Raw genomic sequence first — 20,697 nt, 5'->3', positions numbered from 1 at the left:
CAGCCTCTTAGCGGGTGCCGCGACGGCTCATGAACGCCAGGCGCTCAAGCAATTGAACATCCTGTTCGTTCTTCACCAGGGCGCCTGCCAAGGGTGGGATCGCTTTGGTCGGATCGCGTTCGCGCAGTACGGCTTCGCCGATGTTGTCGGCCATCAGCAGCTTCAGCCAGTCCACCAGTTCCGAGGTCGAAGGCTTCTTCTTCAGGCCCGGCACCTTGCGCACGTCGAAGAACACGTCCAGCGCTTCGCTGACCAGGTCTTTCTTGATGTTCGGGTAGTGCACGTCGACGATTTTCTGCAGCGTCACGCGATCCGGGAACGCGATGTAGTGGAAGAAGCAGCGGCGCAGGAAGGCGTCCGGCAGCTCTTTCTCGTTGTTGGAGGTAATGATGATGATCGGGCGTTTCTTGGCCTTGATGGTCTCGTCGATCTCGTAAACGTAGAACTCCATCTTGTCGAGTTCTTGCAGCAGGTCGTTCGGGAACTCGATGTCGGCCTTGTCGATTTCGTCGATTAGCAGAATCACTCGCTCTTCCGACTCGAACGCTTCCCAGAGCTTGCCCTTTTTCAGGTAGTTGCGAACGTCGTGGACTTTTTCCGTGCCCAGTTGCGAGTCACGCAGGCGACTGACCGCGTCGTACTCGTACAGGCCCTGATGCGCCTTGGTGGTGGACTTGATGTGCCAGGTGATCAATTTCGCACCGAAGGACTCGGCCAATTGCTCGGCGAGCATGGTTTTGCCGGTGCCTGGCTCGCCCTTGACCAGCAGTGGACGCTCCAGGGTAATGGCGGCGTTGACCGCCAGCTTCAGGTCATCGGTGGCGACGTAGGCCTGGGTGCCTTCGAACTTCATCTGCTAATCCTCGAACGGTAAGCCGACCTGAATCAGGCAGGGCGGGGCGCAATAAGTGTAGTGCCCGACTATAACGCGCAGGCCGGTCGACTGTGAACGCAGACGGCTTATTCAGTCTCTGAATGGGGCGTCACTTGGTGACTTAACCCTGATCCGGTTTCGGCCGCTCATACCTGGCATTGAATGCCTGAACGAAACCATTGCGTAAAATCTGCAAAAACGCCTGGAACGCGCTGATATCTTGTCGATGCACGTTGCCGCTCAGTTCTACGCGAGTGGCAAACTGGTTCTTGCCCTGGTTTTTCAGCACGGTTTCGGAGCCGCCGACAATGGCTTCCCAGATGGACCGGAACAGCCCTTTGTCCTTGTTTTCCACGTCCTGCTGCCAGTTGAACACGTCCACGTCTTTGAGCAGCGGCTTGATATAGCCGGTCAATTGGGCTTTTTTGGCCTGCGCTTCAATGACTACATCGCCGTGACCGGCGTTGAAGTCGAATTTGCCATAGGCCGAGGCGAAGTCGTTCATGCGCTTGAGCTCGATATCCTTGGCGCGCAGACGGAATTCGAAGTCTTCGAAATTGCTCAAGGGGTCGAAGGTGGCCGTGGTTTCCAGTGGGGCGTGGCCCAGCAACAGGGCCTTGCCTTCAAAGCGCGCGTCGCGCTTGCCTTCGGTGTCGACCACGTTGGTCAGGTTATAGAGGCTGGCGTTGACCTGAGTGGCGTTCATGTTGACGGGGGGCTTGGAATTGAAGTTTCGAAAGTTGATCTTGCCGTCGTAGATGCGTATTTCGTTAAAGGTGAACGGCGCCAGTTTGCTCAACTGTGCGCGCCAGTCGGTGCCTTGACCGGTCTGGGAGTTTTGTTTGTTGGCGCCGCCGTCGACGAAGTTCACCTCAGGGTTGAAGAACTGCACTTCGGCCACCACAGCGCGGTCGGACCAGAGTGAGTGCCAACTGACAGACAGGTCGATTAGCGGTGCATTGACGAAAGGCACCGGGACCTTGCCGTCGACCTTGACGATTTTCAGCCCGTTGATCTTGTAGGCGCCGCGCCACAGCGCGAGGTCGACGTCGGTGACCTGGCCCCGGTAATCGCCCATGTCCGCCAGTTTCTCGTTCAAGTAATCGCGCACCAGGTAGGGCAGGGCGAAGTGCAGGGCAATCAGTAGCACAACGAGACCGGCGAGGGTCCACAGGGGCCAACGGTATCGACGTTTCATGGCGGCAAATCTCTGACGATGTAAAGCCATTGACTGCGGTGTTTACCGGACGTTCGACCTGACTGGACGACCACTGGCAACAGGCATACCTTTGGGGGCTTATTCAACGCTGTACAAGGACCCAGCCATGAGCCGTATATACGCTGACAACGCCCATTCCATTGGCAATACGCCGCTGGTGCAGATCAACCGCATTGCCCCGCGCGGTGTGACCATCCTGGCCAAGATCGAAGGGCGCAACCCGGGTTACTCGGTCAAGTGCCGGATCGGCGCGAGCATGATCTGGGACGCCGAAAGCTCCGGCAAACTCAAGCCTGGCATGACCATCGTCGAACCGACGTCGGGCAATACCGGCATTGGCCTGGCCTTTGTTGCCGCGGCCCGTGGTTACAAGTTGATGCTGACCATGCCGGCGTCGATGAGCATCGAGCGACGCAAAGTCCTCAAGGCACTGGGCGCCGAACTGGTGCTGACCGAACCGGCCAAAGGCATGAAGGGCGCCATTGAGAAGGCTGCCGAGATCCTGGCCAGCGATCCGCCCAAATACTTCATGCCGTCGCAGTTCGACAACCCGGCCAACCCGGCCATTCACGAGAAAACCACCGGTCCGGAAATCTGGAACGATACTGACGGCGCAGTCGATGTGCTGGTCGCGGGCGTTGGAACCGGCGGAACCATTACCGGTGTTTCGCGGTATATCAAGAATACCCAAGGCAAACCGATTATCTCGGTAGCCGTGGAACCGGTGGTGTCGCCGGTGATTACCCAGGCGATAGCCGGTGAAGAGATCAAGCCGAGCCCGCACAAGATCCAGGGGATCGGTGCCGGTTTTGTCCCGAAGAATCTGGACTTGTCGATCGTCGATCGGGTTGAGTTGGTCACCGATGACGAATCGAAGGCCATGGCGCTGCGCCTGATGCAGGAAGAAGGGATTTTGTGCGGTATTTCCTGTGGCGCCGCGATGGCGGTGGCGGTGCGTCTGGCCGAAACACCGGAAATGCAGGGCAAGACCATCGTGGTGATCCTGCCGGACTCCGGTGAGCGCTACTTGTCGAGCATGTTGTTCAGCGACCTGTTTACCGAGCAGGAAAATCAGCAGTAGGCGCTGCCTGCGATGGTTTGATCTTTTGGTGAGAGGGCTGATTCAGGTCAGCCCCCGTTCAGGAACCTTATGTTAATAAGTGCTTTATTGCACAAACCTTAATACTGAATGTCGATTTTTGCGGGTTTTTCCCGAGGCCGGTAGTGTTTATCATGGCCGGCTGCCACGTCGGGTAAATGGCGTTGTGCGAAGAGCCTAACCTCAAGGAGCCGTAGATGACCTTTTCCTTTGCCGCGAAAGCGTCAGTGTTGCTGCTATTTCTGGGCAGCACCCTCTATGTGCATTTGCGCGGGAAGGCGCGATTGCCGGTTCTGCGTCAATTCGTCAATCACTCGGCCTTGTTTGCGCCTTACAACGCCTTGATGTACCTGTTCTCCGGGGTGCCGTCCAAACCCTATCTGGACCGCAGCAAGTTTCCGGAACTGGACGTGCTCAAAGACAACTGGGAAGTCATCCGCGACGAAGCCATGCACCTGTTCGACGAGGGTTACATCCGCGCCGCCGAAAGACACAACGATGCGGGGTTTGGTTCGTTTTTCAAGAAAGGCTGGAAACGTTTCTACCTCAAGTGGTACGACAAACCCCTGCCATCCGCTGAAGCCTTGTGCCCGAAAACCGTGGCGCTGGTGAGCAGTATTCCCAACGTAAAGGGTGCAATGTTCGCGTTGCTGCCGGGTGGCAGCCACCTCAACCCGCACCGCGACCCGTTTGCCGGTTCGCTGCGCTATCACCTGGGGCTGTCCACGCCGAACTCCGACGATTGCCGTATCTTTGTCGACGGCCAGGTGTATGCCTGGCGTGATGGTGAAGATGTGATGTTTGATGAGACCTACGTGCATTGGGTCAAGAACGAATCCGAGAAAACCCGCGTCATTCTGTTCTGCGACATCGAACGACCGCTGAGCAACCGCGTCATGACCTTCATCAACCGCTGGCTCAGCGGCTTGCTCGGTCGCGCCACCGCACCTCAGAACCTTGATGATGAACGTGTCGGCGGGATTAACCAGGCGTATGCCTGGAGCAAGAATTCCAGCGACAAGGTCAGTGGTGTGGTCAAACGCTGGAAGCGTCGTAATCCCAAGGCGTACCGCGTGCTGCGGCCGGTGTTGGCGGTGGTGGTGCTGACGTTGTTGGGGTATTGGTTGTTTGCGTGACTGGATTCAAAAGAAAACCGCTCCTTGGGAGCGGTTTTTTTATGAGCAGAATTTAAATGGCGCGCCCGCGACGAGGTGTCGTGATTGGCCCTTTGTCCAAGTCATTGCAATCCATGTCCGCCGCTGGTTATAGTCGGCGCTCGGTGGTTCTGTTACCCACCGCCCACCCCATCAAAAAGATCAGCCCATGCCAGCTTCCCTCATCAATGCGGTAGTCGATTCAGCGGTCAACGCTGGCGTCGTGCCGTGCGGGAATAAGCAGCCTGCGCAGATCAGTCATTACCCCCCACCTGTCAGTAGCACGCCGGTGTACGCAGTCGTATCACCGCCGGGCGTTGGCGTTTCGGGCTGATCAGCGTTCTTTGCTGTTCTGCGCGCCCGCCTGAAAAAAACTACTGAATTTCAGCTTCGGCTGAGTTGGCTTCTTGCCTGACTACAGGTGGTATTCATGTTTGTCCTGTCGAAAAAATCCGCGCTCGCGGCGGCGTCCACGAGCCTGTTCGTTCTGCTGTGGAGCAGCGGTGCGATCTTCTCCAAATGGGGCCTGGCCCACGCATCGCCCTTTGCCTTTCTGCTGATTCGCTTTGCCATCGCCTTGTGCGGATTGATGCTGCTGGTGCCGTTGCTCAAGCTGAAATTGCCCAAGGGTGGCAAAGCGATGTTGTATGCGATGGCCACGGGCGTGGTGTTGCTGGGGGCTTATCAGATTTTTTATCTGCTGGCCCTGGACCTCAAAGTCACACCGGGCGTTATGGCAACCATCATGGGTGTGCAGCCGATTCTCACGGTGGTGATCATGGAGCGTCAGCGCTCGGCCAGCCGGATGTTCGGTCTGGCGCTGGGCCTGGTCGGGTTGATCATGGTGGTTTACCAGGGCATCGGTCTGGCCGGCATGTCTTTGGCCGGGATGCTTTTTGGTTTGCTGGCGTTGGCGAGCATGACCTTTGGCTCGATCATGCAGAAGCGCATCACCGACAATCCCCTCGGCACACTGCCGGTGCAGTACCTCGCGGGGCTGCTGCTCTGCGGGATCTTCGTGCCGTTCCAGCCGTTTCATTTCGAACACGGCAGCGGGTTTATCGTGCCGGTGCTGTGGATGGGATTGGTGGTGTCGGTGCTGGCAACGTTGCTGCTGTACCGCTTGATCGCCCGGGGCAATCTGGTGAATGTCACCAGTCTGTTTTACCTGGTGCCGGCCGTGACGGCGGTGATGGACTACCTGATTTTCGGTAATCGGCTGGCGGTATTGAGCATGCTCGGCATGCTGCTGATCATCGTCGGGCTGGTATTTGTGTTCCGTAAAGCAGCGTAAAGCAGCGTGAAAATGAAAGGCCCGGAGCATTGGCTCCGGGCCTTTTTTATTTGGTCAGCGCGTGCTCGGCCCGCACCGAATTCATGAACGCCTGCATCGCTGACGATTGAATGCGGTGACGGCGGGTAATCAGCCCGTACGGCGGCAGCCGTGCTTCAAACTTGATCGGCAACACCGCCAGCAAATCACGGCCCGGGTAATCCTCCACCACCGACACCGGTGTGACGCCCAGCATGTCGGTCTGCTGGATCAAGGACAGCAAGGTCATGATCGAGGTGGTCTCAACGATGCTGCTGGGGATGTCGACCCGCGCATTGTGGAATACCTGATTGATGATCGCACGCATCGGACTCGGTTGCTGTTGCAGCACCCAAGTCATGTTCTGCAACTCGGCCCAGCTCAGGTTTTTCTCTTTCGCCAACGGGTTCTGCGCGCCGGAGATGACGCACAAGGCTTCTTCGCCGAGGCTGTCGAACAGCAACTCTTCGGCCCGTGCGCCCGCCGGAATCCGGCCCAATACGATATCCAGCTGGTCCTGCAACAGCGCCTGCACCAGCACGTCGCTGGTGTCGACCTGAATGCTCATCGACAAGCGTGGATGGCTTTGCTTCAAGGTCGCGATGGTGCGGGTCAACAGCCCCGAGGCCAGCGCCGGAATCGCACCGACCGCAACCCGGCCAAGGTTGCCGGATTCGAGCGCGACCAGTTCTTCACGCATGCCGCTCAGTTCAGCAAACACCATGCGCGCGTAGTAGATGACGGTTTCCCCGAACGGGGTCGAGCGCATGCCCCGGGGCAGACGCTCGAAGAGTTCGACGCCGAGCAAGTCCTCGGCTTCGTGCAACATCTTGGTGGCTGCCGGCTGGGTCATGCCGATGTGGTCGGCGGCGCGGCGCAACGAGCCGAATTCCTGCAACGCCAGCATCAGCCGCAGTTGGCGCAGACGCAGTCGACTGTGGATCACATTGGCAGCAGGAATTCGGGTCATGGGCCGTGCTCGCAATTAGGACTGCGGCAAGCCTGACAACAAATGCCAGGCGTTGCCAGCATTGCCGTGTTACAGCACCGATTTAGGCTTGGCGACCTGGGGTTTGCGCAGCCCCGTCAGGGTGCCCAGCGCCTTGGAAATCAACGGCCAGAACAGCATCAGCAACGCCGCCGTGGTCAGGCAGCCCACTAACGGGTTGGACCAGAAAATCCCCACGTGGCCGTCGGAGAACAGCATCGACTGACGGAACGCATCTTCCGCCTTGTCGCCCAGTACCGCCGCCAGCACCAGCGGCGCAATCGGGTAACCGAGTTTCTTGAACAGATAACCCAGCGCGCCGAAGCCCAGCATCAACACCACGTCGACGAACGAGTTGTGCACCGAGTAGGCACCGATGGCACAGACCATGATGATGATCGGCGCAATGATCGAGAACGGAATGCGCAGGATCGAGGCGAACAGCGGCACCGTGGCCAGCACCACGATCAGGCTGACCACGTTCCCGAGGTACATGCTGGCGATCAGGCCCCAGACGAAATCGTGCTGCTCGACGAACAACGTCGGGCCAGGATGCAGGCCCCAGATCATCAACCCGCCGAGCATGACCGCCGCAGTGGCCGAGCCGGGAATGCCGAGGGTCAGCATGGGCAGCAGGGCGCTGGTGCCGGCGGCGTGGTCGGCGGTTTCCGGGGCGATCACGCCTTCGAGTTCACCCTTGCCGAAGTTCTCGCGGTTCTTCGAAAAGCGCCGCGCCAGGCTGTAGCTCATGAACGAGGCCGCCGTCGGGCCACCCGGTGTGATGCCCATCCAGCAACCGACCAGGGTGCTGCGCAGGATCGTCCACCAGTAACGCGGCAACTTGGCCCAGGTGCGCAGGATGACCATCGGCGTGATGCGCGCATGCTCGCCGCGAAACACCAGGCCTTCCTCGACGGTGCAGAGAATTTCGCCGATCCCGAACAAGCCGATCACGGCCACCTCGAAGCTGATGCCCGTCATCAACGCGGGCTGGTCGAAGGTCAGGCGCAGGTTGCCGGAGACAGTGTCCATGCCCACGGCGGCCATGGCGAAACCAATCATCATCGCCACCACGGTTTTCAGCGGCGGATTCTTGCTCATGCCGATGAAGGTGCAAAACGCCAACAGATACACCGCGAAGAACTCCGGCGAACTGAAAGACATGGCGAATGCGGCAATCTTGGTCGACAGGAAGGTCAGCAGCAACACCCCGGCCAGCGCGCCGATCAGCGCCGAACTGAATGCGGCCGTCAACGCTTCGGCAGCGCGACCTTCGCGGGCCATCGGGTAACCGTCGAACGTGGTCGCCACCGATGAGGGCTCACCGGGGATGTTGAACAGAATCGAGGTGATCGAACCGCCGAACAGCGCGCCCCAATACATGCACGACAGCAAAATGATCGCCGACACCGGCGACATGGTGAAGGTCAGCGGCAGCAACAACGCCACGCCATTGGGGGCGCCGAGGCCGGGCAATACGCCGACCAGAATGCCCAGCAGCACGCCGATCACCATCAGGCCGATGTGGCCCGGGGTGAGGATCAGGTTCATGCCTTGCAGCAGGGAATCGAATTCGCTCATTTGAAACTTCTCCCGGCCAGTGCAATCCAGTCGCCCATCGGGCCGGCATCCAGCGGGACCTTGAACCACAACGCGAAAATCAGGTAGCTGGCCAGCACCGCGCCGAGGGACACGGTGCCGATCATCCATTTGCCGTAAGGCTTGGCGCGCACCTTGTCACGCCACATGAACCAGGCGATGAAGCAGGCCGAGGCCACGTAAATGCCGGTGAACGGCATGGCGCCGACGAACAGCGCAATCGGGATGAACACCGACAGCACTTGCTTGAATGCACTGCGGCTGACGAATGCAATGCTCAGGGCGTGCCAGCGCACCACGGTCAACACGCCGTTGCCCACGCTCGCGGCGCTCAACAGCAATCCGATGTAGAAGGGGAAGTAACCCGGCTCGGGGCCTGAATCGCCCCAGCCGATACCTTGTTCGAGACTGCCGAACATCACCACCGCGCCGATCAGCGTGGTGAAGAGTGTCAGGCCGAGTTCGACCCAGCGGGTACCGACCAGCGCCGGTGAATCCGAAGAATGGGACATGAAAGCACCTCCAGAGGTGACGGCCGTGCGCACGCGCACGGCCGTGAACAACTCAGTTTTTCAGCCAGCCGGCTTCTTTGAACACCGGGGTGACGCGGGCGGTGTCTTTCTCAATGTAGGCAGTCAGCGGCTCGCCTTCGAGGAACGTCGGCACCAGCGCGTTCTGCTTCACGTAGGCCTTGAACTCTGGAGTCTCGGTGACTTTGCGCATCAGCTCGACATAGAACGCCCGCTGTTCGGCGGTGACGTCGCCGGGCATGAACACGGTGCGCGGGAAGCGGTATTGATCGATACCCAGGCCTTGTTCGTGGCAGGTCGGAACGTCGGCCCAGGATTTATCACCCGCGACTTTCTCGGTGTAGCTCATGCGTTCCTTGCTGAACACGCAGAGCGGTTCGACCTGGTCGCCGCGCCATTGGCTGATGCTTTCGCTGGGGTTGTTGACGTTGGCGGCGATGTGTTTGCCGGCCAGTTGGGTCGCGGCTTCACTGCCGCTCTTGAACGGGATGTACACCAGTTTGCTGTTGTTGGTCTGGTTCAGCAGCAGGGTCAGGGTCTGGTCGACATCCTTGGACTGACTGCCGCCCATGCGCAGTTTCGACGGATCAGTCTTGGCCGCTTCGTAGAAGCCTTTGGCGTCTTTCCAGGGGGCATCCTTGTAGCTCCAGAGAATGAAGTCGTCCTCTGCAACGGCCGCCACGGGAGTCAGCTCCTGCCATTGATAGCCAAGCTTGGAAACCAGCGGCAACAGGTAGATGTTGTTGGTGCCGATCACCAGTTTTTCCGGGTCGCCCTTGTTCATTTTCAGGTCAAGGAACGCTTCGGCACCGTTGCCGCCGCCCTTGTTGAGGACGATGGTATTCACGTCGAGGAACTTGTGTGTGGTGATGATCGACTGGATCAGCCGACCGAGCTGGTCAGTACCGCCGCCGGGGCCGCCGGCAACGAGGATTTCGACGTTCTTGTCCGGCTGCCAGGCAGCGTTGGCGAGTGCGGGGAGGGCGCCGGCGGCGACCAGTGTGCAGCCAAGAAACAGACGGGATGTGCGACGGACGAATGCATTTCGCATGGAAGGGCCTCGTTTTTTGTAATTGTTATGAATGACTTGTCGGTGCTCAAAAGCTGCAAGCCTGGACTGAGTGTGGGAAGCCTCCGCTTCGGCGTCTAGTCAAAACAATACATACACCGATAGCCTGCGGTTATAGGTCATCAGGGGCAAATACGTGACGAGGGCTGGAAACTGTGTGCCAGAGCGTTTTGAGAGGAAAGTCAGTCATGGTGGCCGGCGATGAAAGCCCCCTGAAAGCGCGGTATGCCATAACCCGAGGCTATCGCCGTATCTCAATCATTGATTAGACGGTTATCACCGAGCCTTCGATAGTGCTCATCAGCGCGGCGAACCGACCACGCACGGCATTCACAACAATAAGAAACGAGGTACGCACCATGGCTCGTCCCAGTGCTTCCCTGCATCTGCCTGGCGCAGCTGCCCAACCGATCAACGCGGCCACACCCCTGGCCGGCACCACCAAAGCCAGCAACGTGCGCTGGCGGATCTTTGCGATCGTCTTCGCGCTGACCATGGTCAACCTGATCGACCGGGTCTCGCTGTCGATCGCCATGCCGACCATTGCCCATGAATTTTCCCTGTCGCCAAGCATGCAAGGGCTGATCCTCAGCAGTTTCTTCTGGGCGTATGCGCTGTTGCAGATTCCCGGCGGCTGGCTGATCGATCGCTTCGGCCCGCATCGGGTCATCAGTTGGTCCACCGGGTTGTGGGGCACCTTTCAAGTGTTGGCGGCGTTTGCGACCGGCGGCTTGTCATTGCTGTTCGCCCGCGTTGCACTCGGGGCCGCCGAAGCGCCGTTGTTCCCGTCCGGTGGCAAGCTGATTTCCCTGTGGCTGGCGCCGAGCGAACGCAGTCGCGGCGCGGTGCTGATGGACAGCGGCAGCCCGTTGGGCGTGGCGCTGGGCGGGTTGATCATTGCTTACCTGATTGCATCCCTGGATTCGTGGCGCCTGGCCTTCGTGATTGCCGGTATCGCGACCCTGGTGCTGGCCTGGCTGGCCAGGCGTTATCTGCGCGATGACCCGGCCACTCACCCGCAAGTGAATGCCGAAGAACTGGAGAAGATCAACGCCGGGCGCGCGACGCCGGCTGCCGAAGCCGCCCGTGTGCCGGTCAAAGGCCTGGGCATCGCGGCCCGTTCCCTGAGCGGCTTGCTGATCGGCCGTGCCAGTTGGGCGATGGTGTATTTCGGTTTGCTGACCTGGGGCCCGAGCTATCTGGCCCAGGCTCGCGGCTTCGATATCAAAGGCATCGGCGCGGCCACCTTCGTGATTTTCGTGTGCGGGGCCCTGGGTTCGTTGACCGGTGGTTTTCTCTGCGACGGGCTGATCCGCAAGGGTGTCAGCCGTGGCGTGGCGGTCAAGAGCCTGCTGGCGTTTTCCGGTGTGGTCGCCCTCGGCGCCTTTCTGTTGTTGCCGACGCTGAGCAATCCGTTTGCCGCCGTGGCGTTGTTGGCCATGACCGCGTTTTTCCTGATGTGGGGCAGCCTCTACTGGAGCTTCCCGGCATTGCTGGCGGCACCGGCGCGGGTCGGGTTGATCGGCGGCGTAATGAACATGGCCGGCAGCACCGGCGGGATCGCGGTGCCGATCCTGGTGGGCATCATTGTGCAAATGACCGGAGGTTTTGCGCCGGTGCTGGGGTTCTTTGCCGTGTGCTCGGCAGTCTTTGTGCTGGCGACGTTGTTCATCAGTCTCGACGAGGTGCGCCATGGCTGAACACTTATCTGGCGAAGCATGGAACGGTCCGATCATCGATGCCCATCATCACTTCTGGGACCCAACGATCAATGACCATCCGTGGCTGGCGCCCGAAGCCAATATCCCGTTCCGCTACGGCGACTACAGTGCGATTAAACGGCGCTATTTTCCTGAGGACTATTTCGCTGACGCCGGCCCGCACCGTGTGGTGCAAACGGTGTACGTCGAGACCGAATGGGACCCGCAAGACCCGATTGGCGAAACCGTTTTTATCGAAAGTCTAACGGCCCGTTACGGCGTACCCAATGCGGTCGTGGCGCAGGCCTGGCTCGACCACCCGGACGCCCTCGCGGTACTGACCGAACAAGCGAGTTTCAAATGCGTGCGCAGCGTGCGTCACAAACCGGGTGGAGCGACTTCACCGGCGCAGGTTGGTCATGTGCGCAGCCTGATGAGCGACGAACACTGGCGGCGCAGTTTTGCCGCCCTCGAAGGGCTGGGGTTGCACTTCGATTTGCAGACCCCCTGGTGGAACCTGCACGAAGCCGAACGGCTGGCTCGGGACTTTCCCGGCACTACGCTGATTCTCAACCACGCAGGGTTGCCCAATGACCGCAGCGCCGAAGGCCTGGCCGGTTGGCGCCTGGCGATGGCTCGGCTGGCCAAATGGCCAAATGTGCAGGTGAAGATTTCCGGCCTTGGCCAGAGGGGCCAGGCATGGCGCGCCAAGGACAACGCCTGGATCGTGCGTGAAGTGATCGCCATGTTCGGCACTGACCGGGCAATGTTCGCCAGCAACTTCCCGGTGGACAGCCTGTGCGGCTCGTTCGACGACATCTACAGCGGTTTCAAATCCATCGTTGCTGATCTGCCGAGCGCCGATCAGGAGCGACTGTTCTACAGCAACGCGCAGCGGGTTTATCGCTGCGAGCCTTGCGCCGTTGATCGCCAATGGCCTGAACCCTTGAGGAGTGAAGCATGAACAAAACAACCATCGCGATGGTGCTGGGGGACCCGGCAGGCATCGGCCCGGAACTGATCGCACGCCTGCTTGCGGAGCCTGAAGTGCGCAGCCAGGCCAATGTGATCTTGATCGCCGACGAGGCCGAAATGCGTCGCGGCATGCGCATCGCCGGGACGGAGTTTCCTTACCGTCGCGTCGAGTCGCTGGATCAGTTGGAGTTTCATGATGACACGCCGCTGTTCTATGACTTTCGCGGAGACACCGTCGGTGAATTTCCACGCAGTGAAGCCAGTGTCATCGGCGGTCGCTACAGCCTCGACACGCTGGAACAAGCCCTGCGCCTGACCGAGGCCGGGACCACCGACGCGGTGTTGTTCGGGCCGTTGAACAAGACCTCGCTGCACATGGCCGGCATGGCCCACAGCGATGAGCTGCACTGGTTCGCCGAGCTGCTGGATTTTCACGGGCCGTTCTGTGAATTCAACGTGCTCGACAACCTCTGGACCTCCCGCGTGACCTCCCACGTGGCATTAGCGCAAGTGCCAGGCATGCTGACCCAGACGCGGGTAGTGGAAGCGATCCAGTTGATCGACACCGCGCTCAAGCGCAACGGCCTGGAAAAACCGCGCATTGGCGTGTGTGGGCTGAACCCGCACAACGGCGACAACGGCTCGTTCGGACGCGAAGAACTGGACATCATCGGCCCGGCGGTTCGTTCGGCCCAGGCGCTGGGGATTGCGGCCGAAGGGCCATACCCGGCGGACACGATTTTCCTCAAGGTCCAGGGCGATGCCAGTGCCTTTGACGCGGTGGTGACGATGTATCACGACCAGGGGCAGATCGCGATCAAGTTGATGGGCTTCTCCCGAGGCGTGACGGTGCAGGGTGGCTTGCCGATCCCGATTACCACGCCGGCCCATGGCACCGCCTTCGACATCGCGGGGCAGGGCAAGGCCAACGTCGGCGCGATTCGCCAGGCCTTCGAAATCGCCTGCCGAATGGGCACCAACAACTACTGACACAACACTGATCCCCTGTGGGAGCGAGCTTGCTCGCGATAGCGGTCTGACAGTCACTAAAAAGGTGGCTGCACTACCGCTTTCGCGAGCAGGCTCGCTCCCACATTTGTTTTGTGTGTGGCTGATAACCCTATCCACTCACTATTCGGTTTTTCCTATCACCGCAGGTTATCGCCGGATACGCATAAGTGATTATCCGCACCCCCGAGCGCTGGCTAAAGTCGCTCCATCGAATGCCGGAACCCGCCCCCCGCGCGGTTTTGTGCAGCGACCCGACAACTACAAAAAGCCGGCAGCGCAAGGAACTGTATTCATGAAAATCAAAGCCATCCGTACCCGCGTTTTTGAGTGGAAAGGCAAAGTCGTTCCGCCTCAAGCACACTTCTGCACCAACGCCAGCGACATCCTGTTCGAACGTGGCGACGCCATGGGCTCGTTCCGTTTCCATGGCTGGCTGGTGGTGGAAGTCGAGACCGATACCGGCCTCGTCGGCATCGGTAACTGCGCCCTGGCGCCGCGTGTGGCCAAGGAAATCATCGACACCTACCTGGCGCCGATTGCCATTGGCGAAGACCCGTTCGACAACGAATACATCTGGCAGAAGATGTACCGCCAGAGCCACGCCTGGGGCCGCAAAGGCATCGGCATGGCGGCGATCTCGGCGATCGACATCGCGATCTGGGACATCATGGGCAAAGCCGTGAACAAACCGGTGTTCAAACTGCTCGGCGGCCGGACCAAGGAAAAGATCTGGACCTACGCCTCCAAGCTCTACGCCAATGACAACCTCGACCTGTTCCTCGAAGAGGCCCAGGGCTATCTGAACCAGGGTTTCACCGCGCTGAAAATGCGTTTCGGCTACGGCCCGAAAGACGGCCCGGCGGGCATGCGCAAGAACATCGAGCAAGTGCGTGCCCTGCGTAACCTGGCCGGTCCCGACATCGACATCATGCTCGAGTGCTACATGGGCTGGACCCTGGAATACGCCCGCCGCATGCTGCCCAAACTTGCTGAATTCGAACCACGCTGGCTGGAAGAGCCGGTGATTGCCGACGACATCGAAGGCTACATCGAGCTGAAGAAGATGGGGATCATGCCGATCTCCGGCGGCGAGCATGAGTTCACCTCCTACGGCTTCAAAGACCTGCTGGAACGCCGCGCCGTCGACGTGATCCAGTACGACACCAACCGCGTGGGCGGTATCACCGCAGCGCGGAAGATCAACGCCATGGCCGAAGCCTGGTCGGTGCCGGTGATCCCGCACGCCGGGCAGATGCACAACTACCACCTGACCATGTCCACCACCGCCTCGCCGATGGCCGAGTTCTTCCCGGTATTTGACGTCGAGGTCGGCAACGAACTCTTCTACTACGTGTTCAAGGGCGAGCCGCAACCGGTCAACGGCTACATCCAGCTCGACGATGACAAGCCCGGCCTGGGCCTGGAAATCTCCGATGAGTACTTGAGCGACTTCAACATCATCGAGTGATCCGGTGGTGAAGGGCGGTGCGACGTTTCGCTAATCCCCTCCCACACATCCACGACTTTCTGGAGGCCGTCATGCGCCTGATTCAATTTGAAAACACTGCCGGTGAACGCCAGGTGGGTCTCGTCGAGGGCTCGCAGATCCAGATGCTGCAAGGCACCCGTAGTACCCGTGAACTGGCCCTCGCGGCGATTCGTGCCCAACGCAGCCTGCAAGAAGAAGTCGCACTGCGCGGCACCGAACCGGGACCGGATTACGCCCAGCTGTTGCAGCAGGGCAAAGTCCTGCCACCGCTGGACCACGAAGACCCGGCCCATTGCCTGATCAGCGGCACCGGACTGACCCATTTGGGCAGCGCCTCGGCGCGGGACAAAATGCACCAGCAGGAGGGCGCGGTCGAAGCCGGCATGACCGACACCATGCGCATTTTCAAATGGGGCCTGGAGGGTGGTAAACCGGCGGCCGGGCAGGTCGGCGCGCAACCGGAATGGTTCTACAAAGGTGATGGCAGCATCGTCGTGCGCCCCGGCGCGGATTTCCCTGTGCCGCCGTTTGCCGAAGACGCCGGCGAGGAACCCGAGCTGACCGGCCTCTACGTGATCGGCGACGACGGCCAGCCGTACCGCGTCGGTTATGCCTTGGGCAACGAGTTCTCCGACCACGTGATGGAGCGGCGCAATTACCTGTATCTCGCCCATTCGAAACTGCGTTTCTGCGCCTACGGTCCGGAGCTGCGCGTCGGCGAGTTGCCCAAGCACCTTGCAGGCACCAGTCGGATCAAGCGCAACGGCGAAACGATCTGGGAAAAGGAGTTTCTCAGCGGCGAAGACAACATGTGCCACAGCCTCGCCAACCTCGAATTCCACCACTTCAAATACGCGCAGTTTTTGCGTCCCGGCGATGTCCACGTGCATTACTTCGGCACCGCAACGTTGTCGTTTGCCGACGGGATAAAAACCCAGCCGGGCGATCGCTTCCAGATCAGCCTCGATGAGTTTGGCGCGCCCCTGGAAAACGGCATCGGCGAAAGTGCCCAGCCGTTGGCCATCGGCCAGGTGCGCACGCTTTAAGTCTTCAATCACCGGCGTTGTCGGCCGGTCAAGGGATCACTCATGACCACGCTACTCGGACACAACTACATCGGCGGTCGCCGCAGCGCCAACGGTACGCAACAGCTGCAAAGCCTCGATGCCACGACGGGCGAAGCGCTGCCGGGCCGTTTTTTCCAGGCCACTGAAGCGGAAGTGGACGCCGCAGCCAGCGCTGCGGCCGCTGCCTACCCGGTTTACCGCAACCTCAGCGCGGAGAAACGCGCTCAGTTCCTCGACGCCATCGCCGATGAAATCGATGCTCTGGGCGATGACTTCGTCGCCACTGTGTGCCGCGAAACCGCATTGCCGTCCGGGCGTATCCAGGGTGAGCGCGGACGCACCAGCGGCCAGATGCGCTTGTTTGCCAAGGTCCTGCGTCGCGGCGATTTCTACGGCGCGCGCATTGATCGGGCACTGCCGGATCGCCAGCCGTTGCCACGTCCGGACCTGCGTCAGTACCGCATCGGCCTGGGGCCTGTCGCCGTGTTCGGTGCCAGCAACTTTCCGTTGGCATTTTCAACCGCCGGTGGCGATACCGCTTCGGCGCTGGCCGCCGGCTGCCCGGTGGTGTTCAAGGCGCACAGCGGGCACATGGCGACGGCCGAGTGGGTCGCGGACGCGATCATCCGCGCCGCCGAGCGCACCGAAATGCCGCCCGGCGTCTTCAACATGATCTACGGCGGGGGTGTCGGTGAATGGCTGGTCAAGCATCCGGCGATTCAGGCGGTGGGCTTCACCGGTTCGCTCAAGGGCGGCAATGCCTTGAGCCACATGGCCGCGACCCGACCACAGCCGATTCCGGTGTTTGCCGAAATGTCGAGCATCAACCCGGTGTTCCTGCTGCCCGAAGCGCTCAAGGTTCGCGGTGAGCAAATCGCTGCGCAACTGGCCGGGTCGGTGACCCTGGGCTGCGGGCAGTTCTGCACCAACCCGGGCCTGGTCATCGGTTTGCGTTCGCCGCAGTTCAGCCAGTTCCTGGAAACGTTTTGCGCCAGCATGAACCAGCAACCGGCCCAGACCATGCTCAATGCCGGCGCGCTGGTCAGTTACAGCCGAGGCCTTGGCGAGTTGCACGAACATCCGGGGCTGACGCACTTGGCGGGCAAGCCGCAACAGGGCAATCAGGCACAACCGCAGGTGTTCAAGGCTGACGTCAGTCTGTTGCTCAAGGGCGATGAGCTGCTTCAGGAAGAGGTGTTCGGACCGACCACCATCATCATCGAGCTTGAGGACCGGGCGCAGCTGGCGGCAGCGTTGCACGGTCTGCGCGGGCAATTGACGGCGACGCTGATTGGCGAGACGGACGAGTTGCTGGAGTACCGTTGGCTGGCGGAGTTGCTGCAGGAAAAGGTCGGGCGGATTCTGCTCAATGGCTACCCGACCGGGGTCGAGGTGTGTGAGGCGATGGTGCATGGCGGGCCGTATCCGGCGACGTCTGATTCGCGCGGCACATCGGTTGGCACCTTGGCGATTGACCGGTTCCTGCGGCCGGTGTGCTTCCAGAATTACCCGGATGCGTTGTTGCCCGAGGCGTTGCAGAACGCCAATCCGCTGGGGATTCGACGGTTGGTGGATGGGGAGGTGAGTCAGGCAGCGTTGTAGTCTCTACCGCCTTCACGAGCAGGCTCGCTCCCACATTGGATTTGCGGTGAACACAAAATCCTGTGGGAGCGAGCCTGCTCGCGAAGGCGTCATCAGCCACACCGCCAAACTACTTGGCAGTCACCTCAGCCACTTTCACCACCGCCGGCTTCAACACCAGCCACAACGCCGCCGCAATCAACACCCCGCCATAGATATGCGCCATCGACAACGGCTCATCCAGCAACAGCGCCCCCCACAACACCCCGAACGGCGGGATCAGGAAGGTCGTGGTCATCGACCTCACCGGCCCGATCGAGCTGAGCAGGCGGAAGTAAATGATGTACGCCAGGGCGGTACACATCAGTCCCAATCCAAGCAACGACAACCAGACGTTCCAGCCGCCCCAGCTTGCCGGTGGCTGGCTGATCACGCTGTAGCCGAACAACGGCAACAGGAACAGCGTCGCCCCGAGCATGCTGCCCAGCGCTGAAAGACGGCTGTCGAGACCGCCGGCGTGGTCAAGCCAGCGGCGGGCCAGGAACCCGGCAAAGCCATAGCAGGTGGTGGCGAGCAGGCAGGCGGCGGCGCCCATCAACAATTCCATGTCGAACGCCACCGGACCGGCACGGGTCAGGACGCCTACGCCAAACAGCCCGAGGAACACCCCGCCAAGCTTGGCCGCGGTGAGTTTTTCATGGAAGAACAGGCCGCCGATCAACACGCCCATCAGCGGCGTGGTGGCGTTGAAGATCGCTGAGTAACCGGCCGGCAGCACTTGGGCGGCCACGGAATAGAGGGTCGCCGGAATCCCGGAGTTGATCACCCCGAGCAGCATCACCGTCTTGAGTTTGCCTTTGAAGTCCCAGCTGATGCGCATCAGGCCGAGAATCACCAGCAAGCCGACGGCGGCAATCGACACGCGGAAAAAGGCCGTGGGGATTGTGCCAATCACGGGGGCGATGATGCGCATGAACAGAAAGCTCGCGCCCCAGATCGCGGCCAGCGACAGCAATCGGAAAATATCGACAGGACTCACGGTGCACTCCTTCCTTGATGGGGACGAGAGTGTTGCCGAGCGCCTTATCCATGGCAACCGAAAAACGAGCATTTAACTCGAGCCGAAAATTACGCTTCTCCTGCACCCGGTTCACTGGCTAAGCTCAGGGCTCACGAATTCCCGCAGAGGTCTCACCCATGCCGCAGCAATGGCCAGCCGCCGACATCGCCCGAATGATCCTCGATGGCTTTGACGATTACCGCGAGCATTTCCGCCAGATCACCGACGGCGCTCGGGCCCGCTTCGAGCAGGCCCAGTGGCAGGAAGCGCAAATCGCCTCGGCCGCGCGGATCAATCTGTACGAAGAAAAAGTCAGCGAAACCGTGGAACGGCTGCGCGTCGCATTTGACAGCGACACGCTGGACGTCAGTTGCTGGCCTCTGGTCAAAAGCGCTTACATCACGCTGATCGACCTGCGTTTCGATGATGAACTGTCCGAGACCTGGTACAACTCGATTTTCTGCGGGCTGTTCAGCCATGACCTGATCAGCGACGGCTGCATGTTTATCCACACCACCCGGCCCAGCCTGCGCCGGGCCCGCGCCGCGCAAACCCGAACCTATAAGCCCCAGGGCCAGTTGTCCGGCATGCTCGCGAGCATTTTTGCCGATTACAGCTTCAGCGAGGATTACGCCGACCTGGCCGGCGACCTGCACCGCCTCGAAGCCCAACTGCGTGAGAACCTGCCGGATTGGGTGTGCAAGGACCCGGAACTGAGCGTCGAGCTGTTTTCCTCGGTGCTCTACCGCAACAAAGGCGCGTACCTGGTGGGGCGCATCTATACCCGGGACGAACAATGGCCGCTGGTGATTCCGCTGCTGCACCGTGAAGGCCGCGGGATTCAGATCGATGCGCTGATTACCGACGAAGCCGATGTGTCGATCATTTTCTCGTTCACCCGTTCGTATTTCATGGTGGATGTGCCGGTGCCGGCGGAGTTCATCGGCTTCCTCAAGCGCATCCTGCCGGGCAAGCACGTCGCCGAGTTGTACACCTCCATCGGCTTCTACAAACACGGCAAGTCCGAGTTCTACCGGGCGCTGATCAATCACCTGGCCAACACCGACGACCAATTCATCATGGCCCCCGGCGTGCGCGGCATGGTGATGAGCGTGTTTACCCTGCCGGGTTTCAACACCGTGTTCAAAATCATCAAGGACCGTTTCTCGCCGTCGAAAAACGTCGACCGTGCCACGGTGATCGAAAAATACCGTTTGGTGAAAAGCGTCGATCGCGTCGGACGCATGGCCGATACCCAGGAGTTCGCCGATTTTCGCTTCCCGTTGAGCAAGTTCGACCCGGCGTGCCTGGAAGAGCTGCTTGAGGTGGCGGCGTCCACGGTGTCGGTGGAAGGCGACACCGTGCTGATCCGTCACTGCTGGACCGAGCGGCGGATGACGCCGCTGAACCTGTACCTGGAAAACGCCAACGAGGCGCAGGTCCACGAGGCCCTGGAAGATTACGGGCTGGCGATCAAGCAACTGGCGGCGGCGAACATCTTTCCCGGCGACATGCTGTTGAAGAACTTCGGCGTCACCCGGCACGGTCGCGTGGTGTTTTATGACTATGACGAGATTTGTTTCCTGACCGAAGCCAACTTCCGTCACATCCCGCAACCGCGTACGCCGGAAGACGAAATGGCCTCCGAGCCGTGGTATTCGATCGGGCCGCTGGATGTGTTTCCCGAGGAGTTTCCGCCGTTCCTGTTTGCCGATTCCGGGCAAAGGAAGCTGTTTGACCAGTTGCATGGCGAGCTATACAACGCCGATTACTGGAAAAGCCTGCAGGAAGCCATTCGTGCCGGCAAAATCATCGACGTATTCCCGTATCGCCGCAAAGGCCTGGATAACGAATAAACCCCTGAGTGAACCCCCTGTGGCGAGGGAGCTTGCTCCCGCTGGGTCGCGAAGCGACCCCAAAACCATCCACCGTCGTGTTTCAGATACACCGCGATGACCGGATTACGACTG

Annotated in this window: 17 protein-coding genes; 10 read left to right on the top strand and 7 right to left on the bottom strand. The window is 60.4% G+C overall.

From position 1 onward, the window contains the following. Positions 1 to 7 precede the first annotated feature (7 nt). Together AB4N91_RS19240 and AB4N91_RS19235 are read right to left on the bottom strand one after the other, a co-directional pair. Positions 8 to 853, bottom strand: coding sequence for an AAA family ATPase (locus AB4N91_RS19240; protein WP_010462104.1), 846 nt, complete (start codon positions 851 to 853; stop codon positions 8 to 10). 142 nt (positions 854 to 995) lie between these two features. After that, entirely contained in the window at positions 996 to 2,072 is a 1,077-nt protein-coding gene (locus AB4N91_RS19235; protein ID WP_010462103.1) for a DUF748 domain-containing protein, read from the bottom strand. A 127-nt stretch (positions 2,073 to 2,199) separates the two neighbouring features. Between AB4N91_RS19235 and cysK the strand changes: the two genes are divergently transcribed. The 3 genes from cysK to AB4N91_RS19220 all read left to right on the top strand — a co-directional run bounded on the left by cysK (position 2,200) and on the right by AB4N91_RS19220 (position 5,640). Beyond that, positions 2,200 to 3,174 carry a cysteine synthase A gene (cysK, locus tag AB4N91_RS19230; protein WP_460111580.1) on the top strand — a complete coding sequence of 325 codons (975 nt, stop codon included), beginning with the start codon at positions 2,200 to 2,202 and terminating at the stop codon, positions 3,172 to 3,174. A 215-nt stretch (positions 3,175 to 3,389) separates the two neighbouring features. Then, positions 3,390 to 4,328, top strand: a complete 939-nt coding sequence (locus tag AB4N91_RS19225; protein ID WP_010462099.1) for an aspartyl/asparaginyl beta-hydroxylase domain-containing protein — start codon at positions 3,390 to 3,392, stop codon at positions 4,326 to 4,328. 448 nt (positions 4,329 to 4,776) lie between these two features. After that, positions 4,777 to 5,640, top strand: a complete 864-nt coding sequence (locus tag AB4N91_RS19220) for a DMT family transporter (RefSeq protein WP_077749160.1) — start codon at positions 4,777 to 4,779, stop codon at positions 5,638 to 5,640. A 46-nt stretch (positions 5,641 to 5,686) separates the two neighbouring features. On the opposite strand, the gene AB4N91_RS19215 is transcribed toward AB4N91_RS19220, so the two are convergent. From AB4N91_RS19215 to AB4N91_RS19200, 4 genes are all read right to left on the bottom strand, one after another. After that, the gene (locus AB4N91_RS19215) at positions 5,687 to 6,628 is read right to left on the bottom strand and encodes a LysR family transcriptional regulator (RefSeq protein WP_077749159.1); all 942 of its coding nucleotides are present in this window, start codon (positions 6,626 to 6,628) and stop codon (positions 5,687 to 5,689) included. Between the two features lie 69 nt (positions 6,629 to 6,697). Further along, positions 6,698 to 8,227: a tripartite tricarboxylate transporter permease gene (locus AB4N91_RS19210; protein WP_010462093.1), complete on the bottom strand. Its 1,530-nt coding sequence runs from the start codon at positions 8,225 to 8,227 to the stop codon at positions 6,698 to 6,700. Beyond that, complete coding sequence (locus AB4N91_RS19205) at positions 8,224 to 8,757, bottom strand: tripartite tricarboxylate transporter TctB family protein (RefSeq protein ID WP_010462091.1); 534 nt, start codon at positions 8,755 to 8,757, stop codon at positions 8,224 to 8,226. The genes AB4N91_RS19210 and AB4N91_RS19205 overlap by 4 nt, the downstream gene beginning before the upstream one ends. Before the next feature lie 52 nt (positions 8,758 to 8,809). After that, on the bottom strand, positions 8,810 to 9,826 hold the full coding sequence (locus AB4N91_RS19200) for a Bug family tripartite tricarboxylate transporter substrate binding protein (RefSeq protein ID WP_077749158.1): 1,017 nt from the start codon (positions 9,824 to 9,826) through the stop codon (positions 8,810 to 8,812). 377 nt (positions 9,827 to 10,203) lie between these two features. Between AB4N91_RS19200 and AB4N91_RS19195 the strand changes: the two genes are divergently transcribed. The 6 genes from AB4N91_RS19195 (at position 10,204) to AB4N91_RS19170 (ending at position 17,688) form a co-directional block, all read left to right on the top strand. Continuing rightward, entirely contained in the window at positions 10,204 to 11,544 is a 1,341-nt protein-coding gene (locus AB4N91_RS19195; RefSeq protein WP_154503548.1) for an MFS transporter, read from the top strand. Further along, on the top strand, positions 11,537 to 12,508 hold the full coding sequence (locus tag AB4N91_RS19190) for an amidohydrolase family protein (RefSeq protein WP_010462085.1): 972 nt from the start codon (positions 11,537 to 11,539) through the stop codon (positions 12,506 to 12,508). The genes AB4N91_RS19195 and AB4N91_RS19190 overlap by 8 nt, the downstream gene beginning before the upstream one ends. Next, positions 12,505 to 13,509, top strand: coding sequence for a 4-hydroxythreonine-4-phosphate dehydrogenase PdxA (locus AB4N91_RS19185; RefSeq protein ID WP_010462082.1), 1,005 nt, complete (start codon positions 12,505 to 12,507; stop codon positions 13,507 to 13,509). Before AB4N91_RS19190 ends, AB4N91_RS19185 begins: the two co-directional genes overlap by 4 nt. Before the next feature lie 313 nt (positions 13,510 to 13,822). Continuing rightward, on the top strand, positions 13,823 to 14,998 hold the full coding sequence (locus tag AB4N91_RS19180) for an L-rhamnonate dehydratase (protein ID WP_010462080.1): 1,176 nt from the start codon (positions 13,823 to 13,825) through the stop codon (positions 14,996 to 14,998). Between the two features lie 71 nt (positions 14,999 to 15,069). Continuing rightward, positions 15,070 to 16,065 (top strand): AraD1 family protein, encoded by a 996-nt coding sequence (gene araD1 / locus AB4N91_RS19175; protein WP_154913977.1) that lies wholly within the window; start codon positions 15,070 to 15,072, stop codon positions 16,063 to 16,065. 42 nt (positions 16,066 to 16,107) lie between these two features. Next, positions 16,108 to 17,688 (top strand): aldehyde dehydrogenase (NADP(+)), encoded by a 1,581-nt coding sequence (locus tag AB4N91_RS19170; RefSeq protein WP_154913975.1) that lies wholly within the window; start codon positions 16,108 to 16,110, stop codon positions 17,686 to 17,688. A gap of 109 nt (positions 17,689 to 17,797) precedes the next feature. Here AB4N91_RS19170 and AB4N91_RS19165 read toward each other — a convergent pair whose 3' ends face one another. Continuing rightward, a complete protein-coding gene (locus tag AB4N91_RS19165; RefSeq protein WP_010462074.1) occupies positions 17,798 to 18,706 on the bottom strand; it encodes a DMT family transporter in 909 nt (302 codons plus the stop codon). A gap of 158 nt (positions 18,707 to 18,864) precedes the next feature. Here AB4N91_RS19165 and aceK point away from each other — a divergent pair, with 158 nt between their 5' ends. Continuing rightward, positions 18,865 to 20,583 carry a bifunctional isocitrate dehydrogenase kinase/phosphatase gene (gene aceK / locus AB4N91_RS19160; RefSeq protein ID WP_010462072.1) on the top strand — a complete coding sequence of 573 codons (1,719 nt, stop codon included), beginning with the start codon at positions 18,865 to 18,867 and terminating at the stop codon, positions 20,581 to 20,583. Positions 20,584 to 20,697 lie beyond the last annotated feature (114 nt).

Source organism: Pseudomonas sp. H3_D04 (genome assembly GCF_054669175.1).
This window is presented reverse-complemented; position numbering and strand designations above follow the sequence as displayed.

Excerpts from the sequence above, each read along its gene's own strand:
- AB4N91_RS19240 (WP_010462104.1), bottom strand. The coding sequence starts at position 853 with ATGAAGTTCGAAGGCACCCAGGCCTACGTCGCCACCGATGACCTGAAG.
- AB4N91_RS19235 (WP_010462103.1), bottom strand. The coding sequence starts at position 2,072 with ATGAAACGTCGATACCGTTGGCCCCTGTGGACCCTCGCCGGTCTCGTT.
- cysK (WP_460111580.1), top strand. The coding sequence starts at position 2,200 with ATGAGCCGTATATACGCTGACAACGCCCATTCCATTGGCAATACGCCG.
- AB4N91_RS19225 (WP_010462099.1), top strand. The coding sequence starts at position 3,390 with ATGACCTTTTCCTTTGCCGCGAAAGCGTCAGTGTTGCTGCTATTTCTG.
- AB4N91_RS19220 (WP_077749160.1), top strand. The coding sequence starts at position 4,777 with ATGTTTGTCCTGTCGAAAAAATCCGCGCTCGCGGCGGCGTCCACGAGC.
- AB4N91_RS19215 (WP_077749159.1), bottom strand. The coding sequence starts at position 6,628 with ATGACCCGAATTCCTGCTGCCAATGTGATCCACAGTCGACTGCGTCTG.
- AB4N91_RS19210 (WP_010462093.1), bottom strand. The coding sequence starts at position 8,227 with ATGAGCGAATTCGATTCCCTGCTGCAAGGCATGAACCTGATCCTCACC.
- AB4N91_RS19205 (WP_010462091.1), bottom strand. The coding sequence starts at position 8,757 with ATGTCCCATTCTTCGGATTCACCGGCGCTGGTCGGTACCCGCTGGGTC.
- AB4N91_RS19200 (WP_077749158.1), bottom strand. The coding sequence starts at position 9,826 with ATGCGAAATGCATTCGTCCGTCGCACATCCCGTCTGTTTCTTGGCTGC.
- AB4N91_RS19195 (WP_154503548.1), top strand. The coding sequence starts at position 10,204 with ATGGCTCGTCCCAGTGCTTCCCTGCATCTGCCTGGCGCAGCTGCCCAA.
- AB4N91_RS19190 (WP_010462085.1), top strand. The coding sequence starts at position 11,537 with ATGGCTGAACACTTATCTGGCGAAGCATGGAACGGTCCGATCATCGAT.
- AB4N91_RS19185 (WP_010462082.1), top strand. The coding sequence starts at position 12,505 with ATGAACAAAACAACCATCGCGATGGTGCTGGGGGACCCGGCAGGCATC.
- AB4N91_RS19180 (WP_010462080.1), top strand. The coding sequence starts at position 13,823 with ATGAAAATCAAAGCCATCCGTACCCGCGTTTTTGAGTGGAAAGGCAAA.
- araD1 (WP_154913977.1), top strand. The coding sequence starts at position 15,070 with ATGCGCCTGATTCAATTTGAAAACACTGCCGGTGAACGCCAGGTGGGT.
- AB4N91_RS19170 (WP_154913975.1), top strand. The coding sequence starts at position 16,108 with ATGACCACGCTACTCGGACACAACTACATCGGCGGTCGCCGCAGCGCC.
- aceK (WP_010462072.1), top strand. The coding sequence starts at position 18,865 with ATGCCGCAGCAATGGCCAGCCGCCGACATCGCCCGAATGATCCTCGAT.